General features: G+C 54.7%; 9 protein-coding genes. 3 read left to right on the top strand and 6 right to left on the bottom strand.

The features are described 5' to 3' along the window. Nucleotides 1-59: 59 nt before the first annotated feature. Complete coding sequence (locus FPZ45_RS21055; protein WP_144706200.1) at nucleotides 60-2,165, top strand: methyl-accepting chemotaxis protein; 2,106 nt, start codon at nucleotides 60-62, stop codon at nucleotides 2,163-2,165. Nucleotides 2,166-2,217: 52 nt separating this feature from the next. Here the strand turns inward: FPZ45_RS21055 and FPZ45_RS21050 are convergent, their stop codons facing one another. From FPZ45_RS21050 to FPZ45_RS21040, 3 genes are all read right to left on the bottom strand, one after another. Then, entirely contained in the window at nucleotides 2,218-3,624 is a 1,407-nt protein-coding gene (locus FPZ45_RS21050) for a SpoVR family protein (protein ID WP_144706244.1), read from the bottom strand. Nucleotides 3,625-3,958: 334 nt separating this feature from the next. Beyond that, nucleotides 3,959-4,780 (bottom strand): MauE/DoxX family redox-associated membrane protein, encoded by an 822-nt coding sequence (locus FPZ45_RS21045; protein ID WP_144706198.1) that lies wholly within the window; start codon nucleotides 4,778-4,780, stop codon nucleotides 3,959-3,961. Continuing rightward, nucleotides 4,773-5,216, bottom strand: a complete 444-nt coding sequence (locus FPZ45_RS21040; RefSeq protein WP_144706196.1) for a TlpA family protein disulfide reductase — start codon at nucleotides 5,214-5,216, stop codon at nucleotides 4,773-4,775. Before FPZ45_RS21040 ends, FPZ45_RS21045 begins: the two co-directional genes overlap by 8 nt. 250 nt (nucleotides 5,217-5,466) lie before the next feature. On the opposite strand from FPZ45_RS21040, the gene helD reads away from it, so the two are divergent. Next, nucleotides 5,467-7,815 carry an RNA polymerase recycling motor HelD gene (helD, locus tag FPZ45_RS21035; RefSeq protein WP_246120536.1) on the top strand — a complete coding sequence of 783 codons (2,349 nt, stop codon included), beginning with the start codon at nucleotides 5,467-5,469 and terminating at the stop codon, nucleotides 7,813-7,815. 1 nt (nucleotide 7,816) lies between these two features. Next, nucleotides 7,817-9,634 (top strand): DNA helicase RecQ, encoded by a 1,818-nt coding sequence (gene recQ / locus FPZ45_RS21030; protein ID WP_144706192.1) that lies wholly within the window; start codon nucleotides 7,817-7,819, stop codon nucleotides 9,632-9,634. A gap of 6 nt (nucleotides 9,635-9,640) precedes the next feature. Here recQ and FPZ45_RS21025 read toward each other — a convergent pair whose 3' ends face one another. The 3 genes from FPZ45_RS21025 to FPZ45_RS21015 form a co-directional block, all read right to left on the bottom strand. Next, nucleotides 9,641-10,249, bottom strand: a complete 609-nt coding sequence (locus tag FPZ45_RS21025; protein ID WP_144706190.1) for a 3'-5' exonuclease — start codon at nucleotides 10,247-10,249, stop codon at nucleotides 9,641-9,643. Nucleotides 10,250-10,308: 59 nt separating this feature from the next. Beyond that, nucleotides 10,309-10,767, bottom strand: coding sequence for a hypothetical protein (locus tag FPZ45_RS21020; protein WP_144706188.1), 459 nt, complete (start codon nucleotides 10,765-10,767; stop codon nucleotides 10,309-10,311). Between the two features lie 338 nt (nucleotides 10,768-11,105). Beyond that, on the bottom strand, nucleotides 11,106-12,203 hold the full coding sequence (locus FPZ45_RS21015; RefSeq protein ID WP_144706186.1) for a PRK06851 family protein: 1,098 nt from the start codon (nucleotides 12,201-12,203) through the stop codon (nucleotides 11,106-11,108). Between the last annotated feature and the right edge of the window lie 120 nt (nucleotides 12,204-12,323).

Genomic DNA, 12,323 nt, shown 5'->3' with positions numbered 1-12,323 from the left:
GCTTTGTCGATTAATGTCGATATATGTCGTTATAGATAGAGATGGAGAGTGGATAGAGGATGAAAAAGAAAAGCGGTTTTTCCTTGACGACGAAGTTTATCGTGTCGCTTGCAATATGTTTGATCCTTGTTTTTGCCGTTATGCTTCAATTGACCTTGAACGATATGAAAAAAATCAGCATCAGCCGGGGCGAGGCGGAAGCGCAACTTGCCGGTCAACAATTCGGAACCGAATTTGAAAGAAAACTCGAAGGCTTGAAGCAGGAGCTGGACATGCTAGGTCGTGAGCTGCTTCAGGCAGCAGGGGGGCACTCATTGTCCCGCGAGGACGTCATCGATCTGCTTAAGGCAACGTTGAATGCCCACTCCGATATTCTGGGTACTTATACGTTATGGGAACCGAACGCGTTCGACGGCAAAGATGCCTATTACGCAGACCGCGGTTCTCACGGTAACAAAACTGGACGTTTCTTGACTTACATCGTTCGGGACGGTGACAACGTCGTCGTGGAAACGCCTGATGAGTACGACACAGAAGGAACCGGAGACTATTATCTCATTCCGAAAAAAACCGGAAAGGTGGCCCTTCTGGAGCCTTACGACTACAAAACTGGCGGGCGTTCCGTGCAGATGACTTCGCTGGTCGTCCCCATTCTGGACGGGAATCGTTTTCTAGGCATCGTCGGGGTCGATTTCGCACTCGATTCCTTGCAAAGAAACGCATCGAAGCATACTCCGCTTGGAGGATACGTCGCGATGATCTCGGGGAAAGGCGATTATGTGGTCAATCCCGCGCACCCCGAATTGATTTCCAAACCGTACGAAGACAGCGAGGAGAAAAAGGAGCTGTTCGCCAAAGTCAAATCCGGCGCGGTAAATCAAAGTTATACGAAAGACGAATCGGGTGACGAAGTGCTGCGCATGTTCCATACGATCCGGGTAGACGGCAGCGATGACGTGATGTATACCGAATCGGTCATTTCCCGGGAGCGAATTTTGGAATCGTACAATCAAAGCCGGACCACGGCTCAGATCGTAAGCTTGTCGGCGGTGCTTGTCCTTGGCGTCGTGTTGGCGTTCTTAACAAGAAGGATGATTATTCGGCCTGTCCGTTCCTTGGCCGGCAGCGTTAATCTGATGGCGGAAGGGGATCTGACGCAGAGGGTCGATATTCGCAGCAAAGACGAATTCGGTCAACTTGCGGGCGATTTCAATCGGATGACCGAAGAACTCCGCGGCATGTTCCGATTGGTATCGGACCTGTCTATGTCGGTCGGGGCGACTTCCGAGGAGCTCACCGCGAGCGCAGAGCAGACGAGCCTGGCATCGGAGACGATCGCCAGATCGATCGAACAGGTCGCGGCTGGATCGGAGACGCAAAACCGCCATACGCAAGAAACGGCCCAATCGTTGACAGAGATGGCTGTCGGCATTCAGCGGATCGCCGACTCCGCCGAGGCGGTATCCGCTTCCGCCCAAGAAGTTCAGGAGCAGACGGAATTGGGCAATGCCCGTATGAATAAAGCCGGAGAGCAAATGGCGCGACTGAAGAGGACGGTTGCCGAGGCCGAGCTTCTCATGGATCGATTGGGAGAACGTTCCGTCGAGATCGGAGGCATCATCGGGTTAATATCCGACATTAGCAGCCAGACGAATCTTCTTGCGCTTAATGCCGCGATCGAGGCGGCCAAGGCAGGGGAACACGGACGAGGCTTCGCTGTCGTCGCCGCCGAAGTCCGCAAGTTGGCGGATCAGACGCTGCAAGCCGCTGAAGAAATCTCGACCATCGTGTCGTCCGTTCAGGAGGAGACGGTGCGCGCGTCGGACAGAATGAAACAAGGTGCATCCGAGATCGCGATAAGCGAACAATATATGGTCGAATGCTCGGATACGTTCCGTGCCGTCGCGACGGAGATGCAGCAAGTGAACGGTCAGATCCAGGAAATGTCTGCGGTTTCCGAAGAAATGAACGCCGGTTCGGAGCAAGTCGGCGCTTCAATCGAAGAGCTGAGCCGGCTGGCGCAAGAAGCTTCGGGCAATTCCCAGAGCGTAGCTTCCGCATCGCAGGAGCAGCTCGCATCGATGGAAGAGATCGCTTCTTCCGCGGCGGCGCTTAGCGGCATGGTTCAGGAACTGTTGCAGAGGCTGTCCCGATTCAAAATATAGACAAGCGAAATAGAAGCCGTCCCCTTATCGACAGGGACGGCTTCCTTGCGGTTTAAATGTTTTTTCGGGACGACTTATTGCCGTCGCAAGTGAACAGAATTTTTTTGTCGTCGAAGAACGTTTCCAGATGGACTTGTTTGCCCCATAGCTGAACGAGATAGGGGAGGGTGCGTTCCACGTATTTCATATCCAGCTCGGTTCCTTCGTATTGATGCTTGATGTACAGCTCGCCGCTTCTCGAAAAGTCCGCGTCCGTGACTTCCAAATACGGAAAACCTCCGTTTACGCGGGAGAAAACCATCTGATCGCGGATGTTCTCCCACCCTTTGTCGGTAATTTTCCACTCCTGCCCTTTTTTTTCGAAAATGTACAGATCCAGCTCCTCCGTAAGCTCCTTGGTCAAATAATTGCGCAGGAAAGACGCGTCGGAGTCTAATTCGCGCACTTCGAATATTTTCTCCCGGCCGAATCTTTTCTCGATGTCCTCGAGTATCTTAAGTCCCAAATAGTACGGATTCAGAGAGTGGCGGGACGGTTGGACTACGGCGGAATTGAGCTTGGCGTATTCGATCGTCTCCTCGCTCGACAGGGGCAGCTCGCGCATGATTCTTTGGTGCCAGTACGAAGCCCAGCCTTCGTTCATGATTTTCGTCTCGATCTGCGGCCAGAAGTACAGCATTTCTTCGCGAATAATGCTCATGATGTCGCGTTGCCAGTCTTCGAGCACGGGAGAAAATTCCTGGATGAACCAGACAATATCTTTCTCGGGCTGCGCGGGGAATTGACGGCTCTCATCGACTTTTTCCTCGATATTCTTATCCCTATTCGCGTCCTCGTAGCTCTCCAGGTCCCACAGATCGTCATACGGGGAAACAAGCCGGCCGGAGTTCTTCCCTTTCGTTCTCTCGCGTCTTCGCTGCGTCTCCAGGTAATGCTTCCGGTCGAGGCCATAAGGCTTGCGGATCACCGGATCGACATGCTCTTGAACCGCCATGACCGCATCGAGGAAACGTTCCACTTCGGCAGTTCCGTGCTCGATCTCGTACCCGCTAATCCGATCTGCGGCGGCGGACATGCTCTCGACCATGTTGCGGTTGGATGCCGAGAACCGGGCGTTGTTCTTGAAAAAATCGCAGTGGGCGAGCACGTGGGCAACGATCAGCTTGTTCTGCACCAGGGAGTTGCCGTCGAGCAGGAAAGCGTAGCACGGATTGGCGTTGATGACGAGCTCGTAAATTTTGCTAAGGCCGAGGTCGTACTGCATCTTCATGCGATTAAAAGTTTTTCCGAAGCTCCAGTGGCTGAACCGGGTCGGCATCCCGTAGGCTCCAAACGTGTAGATGATGTCCGCCGGACAAATCTCGTATCGCATCGGATAGAAATCGAGTCCGAAATCTTCGGCGATTTGCGTGATTTCGGTTATGGCCTTCTCCAGTTCCCGTTGTTCCAATTCCCGCATCATATGAAGCCAAGCCCCCTGTTCTGGACAGAAATTTCACCACTTTATGTATATGTGGGAACCGACGGAAGCGTTCTTGGGAAAAAGATTGAAATAAGTTCAAGCGAAGCCAGACGGATTGGGATGGTTAGAGATGAAAAACATCGTACTTCCGCTACGTGTGGCTCGGGTTGGGAACAAGTACGATGAAAAACATCGTTATAAGTGGGGAACCGCCACGTTTTGTTTCGCTCCCGGGGTAATTAGCGATGAAAAACATCGTATATTCGTCTCTGGGGACGCAAGTTGTGAGCAAATACGATGAAAAACATCGCTAACCCAACAAGCCACGGTCTCACATTTCTTCGCCGATATATTGCCGTAAAAAAGCGGCCCATTCGCCGAAGCGTTTCAGTCTGCCCCTTCGATTGCGGTGCATCACGAAGGGAGCGTCGTCCGGAATCGGCCCGTCCGCGGCGATCAGACGATGAGAGGACCAGCGGTTCCGCTTGGTTTCCAGAATCCAGGGAGGGGCGTCCAGCATGACGAACACTTCTCGGGAGGAAGGGGCGGAAAGCAGCTCGTCGGCTTCCTTAAACCCGCTTGATCGATAGGATAGAAATAGAAGGGGGAGCTCGCCAGCGTCGGGGGGGATGGCAGGATCATGCTGCTTTACGAGTTTTCCGAGTCCATATCCGATCATTGCTGCTACGACGAATATGGTGCCTTGAATCGCCGATTGATGCGGAGTCAACGTTATGCCGAGCGCGAACGGGACCATGATGATCACGATGAGCGCAAGATTTCTGGCGATGGGAAAACGGTTTAGCCGGGAGCGTTCACCGAAGCAGGCGCAGCCCGTATCCGCCAACTCCTTACGGTTGCGGATAAGAAAAAACGTAAAAGCGGCCAACGCGAATACGGCCGCCCCTTGCCTGTAGCCGTTGGCCAGGTTCAAAGCGAAGGAAGCGGCCAGAAGCGACTCCGCGAAAATGACTCCATAAGCCAACAGGCGGATGCCGCCGTTCGCTATCGGCCATGAGAAGCGGGAAAGGAACAGCGCGAAGTTCTCGGGATTGTTCCACTTGGTTGCGGCGGACATCATGAACGTCGCTCCAGCCAGAAGATTCGCCGCGTAAGCGATCAAGGCGACGCTCCCGTTCAGACGATCAAGCATGGGGATATCCATGACGCAGCCAGCGGGCGATCACGTCTTCCGCCGTATCGGCGGTAAATCCATCCGCGACGATTCCCGAACCGAGCACGAAATAGAAATAAGGAGTCTGTTCGACGCCGAACCTCCCCTGAACATCCTCTTCGGCAATGCTTACGATCGGAAACGGGTGTCCGAAGTAAGCCGCGACGTTCGCGTTTTCTTGCGGCGTTCCGCTGCTAACGAGTACAAACGGAATGCGTCGTTTAACCACTGCGGTTACGAGATGAGGAAGCATATCGACGCAGTGGGAGCAATGAAGAGAGACGATTCCAACCGCAACCGTCTGCCCATTCGGCGCCATCGTCCGCAGATTCATCGGGAACGGCCGGCCTGCTTCCAGCGGCTTAGCGTTTAACGGCGATTTCGGAGATTTAGGAAACCATGATCTGAAATCCATGCTCGTTTTCCACCTTTCATGGGCAAGAGCTGCGAGAGGTTTTCCTTTAAACGTATTTACGAAACTTCCGGACTATTACGTATCGAGCTCTCTCGATCATATCCTCGAAGAGCAGGCGTCCGGGGGCACGTCTTTTTGCTTTATTGCGGCAAAGGAATCGGCATGAAAGGTTGCGCTTGCGATTGTCGCATGATACAACATAGAATACGAAGAAAAAGATACGGATGAAATTAGGGAGTGGAAAAGCTTGGTGAACGAATCCCAATCTCCTCGAGAAGAGGAAGAAAAGCGATTGTTGGTCGTGCTGGAGCAGGTTAGCCGCAGGATGCGCAAGGAGACGGCCGTCCTCGGGGAAAGGCGCGGAGACGTCGTCGGCATTCGGCAGGAATTCTGGGAAGACGTGCGGATGAACTTCTCCGACTCGTCGGAAGTCGCGGAGACTTGGACCAGTATCGTGCAGCAGGCCGAGGTGCTCGCGGAACGGGAGCGAAGCCACCGAGTTGCTTCGGAAGCGGTGGAGCGGCTCACGAAGCAGTTCGATTCGCCATACTTCGCGCGGATTGATTTCGCGGAGGATGGGCGCGAGGCGGAGACCATCTACATCGGCCGGGCATCATTGCTCGGAGAAGACGGCGAGACGTTCTACGTGTACGATTGGCGTGCGCCGGTCTCCAGCTTGTTCTACGATCACGAGCCGGGGCCGGCCGCTTATCGCGTTCCGAACGGGGAGATCGACGGCGAAATGACGCTGAAGCGCCAGTTCGTCATTCGCGGCGGGCAGATGAAGCATATGTTCGATACGTCCGAAACGGTCGGGGACGAGATTCTGCAAGCGGTGCTGTCCGAAGGTTCGGACACGTCGATGAAAAGCATCGTGGCGACGATCCAGAAGGAGCAGAACTTCATCATCCGAGACGAAAGGCACAAGCTGCTTGTCGTGCAAGGCGCGGCGGGGAGCGGGAAAACGTCGGCCGCTTTGCAAAGAATCGCGTATTTATTGTACAGGCATCGCGAGACATTAACAGCGAATCAGATCATTCTGTTTTCCCCGAACCCGGTGTTCAAAGGGTATATCTCTCATGTGCTTCCGGATCTCGGCGAGGCCAATATGCGCCAGATGACGTTCCGGGAGTTGATCGAAGCCCGCCTCGGACGGCGGTTCGAGGTGGAAGATCTGTTCGCGCAGACGGAGACGCTCGCCGCGATCGACGGAACCGCGGAAGGGGACGCTCGCGAGAGGTCGGTAAAATACAAAGGCTCGGACCACTTCTTCATGACGGTCGCCAATTATCTAAAGCGGCTCGAGCAGGGAGGCGTCTCGTTCCGCACGCTTCGATATCGCGATATGACGATCGCTTCGGCGGAGGAGATTGCCGAGCGATTCTACGCGATCGAGGCATCGGACGGATTCGCCACGCGCGCCGCGAACGTGAAACGTTGGCTGCTTGAGCGGATCAAGGCATGGATAGAGTCCCAGATGAACGAAAAGTGGCTGGAAGAAGCTGCGGAGTTGGTCGATCAAGAGGATATTCAGCGTGCGTACGTGGACGTCAGACGAAGCGGCGGGTTTCATGACGAAGTGTTCGACGACGAGGATCAGATGAGCCAGAGGCTCAAACGCAAGGTGGCCGAAGATGCGATCGCGCCAATCGCCAAAGCGGTTCGGTCCTATCGTTTCATCGATGCAGTCGCGACGTATACGGCGTTGTTCGAGAGCAGGCCGTTATTCGCGTCCTGCTCTCCGGACGGAAAGCTGCCGCAAGGCTGGGAGTGGATGAGCCTGCGCGCAGAGGAGACGCTAGGGCGCAAGCGCATCGATCATGAGGATGCCACGCCGCTCATGTATTTGTCGGAGGCGTTGGAAGGATTCCGCCGCGTCGAAGGGGACATTCAGCATGTATTTGTCGACGAGGCGCAGGACTATTCTCCGTTCCAGGCGGCTTTCCTGCGGCGGCGTTATCCGCGCGCGCGGATGACCGTGCTCGGGGATTTTAATCAGGCAATCTACGTTCAATCGCAGGAGAGCGGCGGCTTTGGCGGATGGACTCGTTTAATGGCTCCGGAAGTGACGGCGGCATTGCGACTCACGACCAGCTACCGATCCACCGAGCAGATCGTGGAGTTTACGAAAGGCATTCTCGCTCCGGAAGACGCGGTTCATATCTCGCCTTTCCATCGTATCGGCGAACTGCCGATGCTTATCCCGTGCGAAGACGCCGGCCGGTTAAGCGAGCGGATGACGGCGGACGTTACGGAATTGCTTGGCCGAGGTTATGGAACGATCGGCGTGATTACGAAGACGGCAAGCGAGTCCGGCGACGCTGCCGCTCTGCTGAAGGAGCGTTTGTCCGGCGACGTGCCGTTGACGCTCGTAACGGGAGGATCGGCTGAACTGCCTAAAGGCGTGTCGGTGCTTCCCGCCTATCTGGCCAAAGGCATCGAATTTGATGCCGTGCTTGTCTGGGACGCTTCATCCGAACGGTACGGCAAGGAGAAAGACCGTAAACTGCTCTACACGGTTTGTACGCGAGCTCTTCATATCTTGCATGTTTATTACACCGGCGAAGCATCCCCATGGCTTCCGCGGTCAGGAGGTTGAGATGAATCCTGCGGCGATAGAGGCTTTGCGAACCTATTACGGTTATGACCGATTCCGGCCAGGACAAGAGAAGCTGATCGAGGCCATTCTAAACGCCCAAGACGTGCTGGGCATTATGCCAACCGGGGCGGGCAAGTCGATCTGCTATCAGATACCGGCTCTACTGCTGGACGGCGTGACGCTTGTCGTATCGCCTCTCATCTCCCTGATGAAGGATCAGGTAGACGCGCTGAACTCGGCCGGCATCGAAGCGACCTATATCAATAGCTCTCTCTCCCTGAAGGAGACGAACGAAAGAATGCGGGACGTGGCGGCAGGCCATTACAAGCTGCTATATATCGCACCCGAGCGGCTCGAATCCGAACAATTCCGGGCCATGATTCGCCGTCTCGAAGTACCTCTCATCGCGGTGGACGAGGCGCATTGCGTCTCCCAGTGGGGACACGACTTCCGTCCGAGTTACATGACGATCGTCCGGCTGCTGCAAGATATCGAGCCGCGACCGGTCATGGCGGCGTTCACGGCGACCGCGACGGACGTCGTTAAGGATGACATCGTCGAACGGCTTCGACTGCGGGAGCCAGAGAGAGTGACGACCGGTTACGCGCGAAGCAACTTGGCGCTTATAGTCGTTCGCAATGCGGACAAGCGGGATTTCGTGGCGAGGTTCATCAAGGAGCACGCCGATCAAGCCGGTATTATCTATGCTTCTACGCGTCGCGAAGTCGAGAACGTGTATACGTTCGTGCGAGGGCTGGGCGTTTCCGTCGGCAAATATCATGCAGGGTTAAGCGAGGAAGAACGAGCCCATACTCAGGAAGCTTTCCAGAAGGACGACCTGCAGCTGATCGTGGCGACGAACGCCTTTGGCATGGGCATCGACAAGTCGAACGTCAGGTTTGTTATCCATAACAACATGCCGAAAAACTTGGAGGCTTATTATCAGGAAGCTGGCCGGGCGGGACGGGACGGCGACCCGGGCGAATGCGTGCTGCTGTTCTCGCCGCAGGATGTCGTTACGCAGAAATTTTTTATTGAACAAAGCGAAGCGACCGAGGATCGAAAACGCAACGATTACCGTCTGTTGAACGATATGGTGCAATATGCGCACACCGGAGAATGCCTGCAACTGACGATCGTCCGCTATTTCGGAGAAGAGAACGGGGAGCCTTGCGGCGCTTGCTTTAATTGCACGGATACCCGGGAAACGATAGACGTAACCGTGGACGCGAAAATGATCTTCGCCTGCATCTCCGAGATGAAGCAGCGGTTCGGCGTGACGATGACGGCGAAAGTGTTGCGGGGCGCGAACGACGCGAAAATCAAGCAGTTCGATTTCGATCGGCTGCGCTCTTACGGCAGGCTGAAGCATATGGCCGAGAAACCACTCGTGCAGCTCATTCACGCTCTTGTGGCGGATGGCTATCTGCGCATGTCGGATACGGCATATCCGGTCGTGCAACTGATGGAGCCGGTGCTTGAAGTAATGCGCGGTGAAGCGCGCGTCTATCGCAAGGTCGAACCCGAAGCGCCGCCGGTTTCTCGCTCCGGAAGCCGCTACGGCTCGTCCCGTGGAAGCGGTTCGGCCGCGCCTGTCGCGAACGAGGAACTGTTCGCCGCCTTGCGCCAGTTGCGCAAGCGGATCGCGGATGGCGAAGGGTTGCCGCCGTTCGTTATTTTCCACGACGCGACGCTGCGCGAGATGTGCGAGGCGATGCCGCGAACCGAGCGCGAGCTGCGGACGGTGAAAGGCGTCGGGGCGGCGAAGTACGAGAAGTATGGGCAAGCGTTTCTGGAACTCATTCGGACATATTCCTAAGATAACCTACGCATACTTAATCTCGATCGGCACCAAGCTTGCTTGCTCGGGACGCCACTTCGGCATGCCATATTTTTTCATGTAGCCTAGGACGTTCAAATCCGGCTCTACGCTTTGCTCCTCATTCATTTTCTCGAGCAGTTTCCAACAGGCGTAGACGTCGTTCAGCGACCGGTGCGCGCCTTCGAGGGCGATGAAGTATCGGTCGCACATGTCTTTCAGATTATGAGGATATGTATGTCTCGCGCGCGCGATCGTGAGCGTGTCGAGAAACGAGTTTTTGAAGGAACGATTAGCCAGACGCAGCAGCGTATGGTGCAGAAAGCTCAGGTCGAACATGGCGTTATGCGCGACGATGATGCTGTCTCCGATCACCCTGTTCAGAACGCGGAATGCCGTATCCTCATCCATGCCGTTCACGAGATCGGCGGAAGTAATTCCGGTAATCTCCGTGATTTTGGGAGATAGCGGGCCGTCGAAGCGGATCAGCGTCTGGAACTGGCTGACGATCTCCCCGCCGTAGCAGCGAATGGCCGCCATCTCGATGACGCGATCGCGAGCGGGGTCCAATCCGCTTGTCTCGAAGTCGAGCACCGTAATATTATCTAGCCTCATAGATTTGCCTCCTCTAGTAGACAAGTTCGATTCTCGACATCATTCTAGCAAATTCGAGATCAAGTAGCCCGTTCTTTTTCTTCCGCCCATTTATCAAGCCGCTTTTCCAGATGATTAAGCATATAGATCCTATTAGTTTTCGAGTCTTGGAAAGCGGAGACCGTTCCCGTAATTTCGAGAGAATCAACGTTGCCGTCTTGATACTGGATTTGAAAAGTGCCGAAATGGTCGGCAGCTAGAGCACCTGTCGCCAGTTCGGCCGAATTAAAATACTGCAGCAGCTCTTCGAAGTCTTGTTGCGAGGTAAGCTCAAATCTTTGGGTACCGTCGCCATATAGAAGAGAGATTTTAGAAATATGTTCGGCTTCGATCGTGAACGCTTCCGAACGATCTTCTATTGCAGGAGAAGATGGACTCGGCGGCTCGACATAGTTTTTCTCCGGTTTCCCGCACCCGGACATTGCGCCTAATAAGGCGACGCACAACAGTAGGAATCTCAGTCGTTGAGAGATTTTCATGTGCAGCCCTCCTAAATCTGGTTATCCATATTAACGCTTTGGGGTGTTGAGGAGTTGCACGACGACCGCCGCGAATCCCGATTGCCCGGGCGGCAGCTCCCTAACGGACGTGAGCGACCTTATTTTGTTTCATTTGCCTTTGTCGGAAGGCTAACGGACCTGAAAGCCGCTATGTTTCCTTTAGACCTCCTTCTTCATGCAAAATGAACACAATAGCGTCATCTACGTCCGTTACGAATCTCAAAAGCCGATTTTTGCCCAAATAGCGTCATCTGTGTCCGTTAGCCCTCCATTGAGGAAAATAGACCCGCCATTCAGGCAGGCCTATCTCCGTTCCGTTATATCCGAATTGCCGCAAGTCGGGTCATCTCCTGCTTGAACTCCTCTGTGATTCTTTCCAGAATCGCTGTATCCAAGGTCTGGACATACAGTTGCTCGAGCCGATCTTGAAGTGCTCTTGTCTCCGTCAGCTGCCCGATCGATTGTTTCATTGCCGCGGCGTATTGCTGTTTAATGGGGGCCAGCGTGTCGGAATGGACTTCATCCGTTCCCGGCGCGATGCAACGTTCGTACATGTCGATGATCTCGTCGGTAGGCCGGTCGGGAAAATATTCATGCGGAGCCGTACTGTCGAAAATGGCGAACCCAAGCTCACGGACGATCACCATATCCAGACTGTTCGGATCGAAGCCGCAGTGGTAGATTTCAACGTCGAATCCGCGCTCGGCCGCTGCGGATGCGAGCTTCTTCAGCAGCGTCGATTTGCCGGAGCCGGGGCGTCCTTTCAACAAATATCTCTTCAGTCCCTCCGTCAGGACCGGTACGAAGTCGACTGCGCCTTGCGGCGTCGCCGCGCCGAGAAACCGGTGGTCTACCCGGCCGCTTCTCTCCCGCGCCTGATCTCCGAGAAGCAACAGGATACATTCCTGCGTCAATTCGTCGGCAGCCCGATAATCCATATTCGCGATATATACTTTTTCCCACTCGTCATGAACCCGAAGCGCTTCGTCGAAGCCGGAATAGGCCGCTTCATACCCACGCGATATTTCCCCGTTCAACTTCTCGATCTCCGGCGCGAGGGCTTCAAGTCGATGTTCGGTGTAGGCTTCATCCAAATTCACGACCCGCACGGAAACGCCCGTAACCTGGGGAATGATGGCATTCGGCGTTGTGCCGTCAATAATACCGATCTTCGGACCTGGAACGATGATTCCGTCGAGCGCGTTCGGATCCGATGAGCAATAGATCATCCATACCTCCTCGCCCGCGGCCGCCAATCGTTCTCCGATCGAACGAAGGTCGCAGTATTTTCCTAAACCTGCGCCACCTTGCAATACATACAGATGTTCCAATCCTTGCAAAGATGAATGAAGCAAGCTCGAATAACCTTGCGCCGTGTTGCCTCCCGCATAGAAGCGATAGAGAGTACCGCTCATTCCCGTCACACCTTCCTAGGCTGATGTCATGGTCCTTACACATCGTATTGCTTCGCAGGATAAATGGTGCGGCCAAAGGCGATAGGGCTTTACAATAAAGAAGACTGAGCGAAGCCGCCC

The organism is Cohnella terricola, from assembly GCF_007786475.1.
Lineage (GTDB): Bacteria > Bacillota > Bacilli > Paenibacillales > Paenibacillaceae > Cohnella > Cohnella terricola.
Note: the sequence above shows the minus strand (reverse complement) of the source record. Positions and strands in the feature narration are given on the sequence as shown.

Coding starts and splice junctions, on each gene's coding strand:
- FPZ45_RS21055 (WP_144706200.1), top strand. CDS start 60: ATGAAAAAGAAAAGCGGTTTTTCCTTGACGACGAAGTTTATCGTGTCG.
- FPZ45_RS21050 (WP_144706244.1), bottom strand. CDS start 3,624: ATGCGGGAATTGGAACAACGGGAACTGGAGAAGGCCATAACCGAAATC.
- FPZ45_RS21045 (WP_144706198.1), bottom strand. CDS start 4,780: ATGCTTGATCGTCTGAACGGGAGCGTCGCCTTGATCGCTTACGCGGCG.
- FPZ45_RS21040 (WP_144706196.1), bottom strand. CDS start 5,216: ATGGATTTCAGATCATGGTTTCCTAAATCTCCGAAATCGCCGTTAAAC.
- recQ (WP_144706192.1), top strand. CDS start 7,817: ATGAATCCTGCGGCGATAGAGGCTTTGCGAACCTATTACGGTTATGAC.
- FPZ45_RS21025 (WP_144706190.1), bottom strand. CDS start 10,249: ATGAGGCTAGATAATATTACGGTGCTCGACTTCGAGACAAGCGGATTG.
- FPZ45_RS21020 (WP_144706188.1), bottom strand. CDS start 10,767: ATGAAAATCTCTCAACGACTGAGATTCCTACTGTTGTGCGTCGCCTTA.
- FPZ45_RS21015 (WP_144706186.1), bottom strand. CDS start 12,203: ATGAGCGGTACTCTCTATCGCTTCTATGCGGGAGGCAACACGGCGCAA.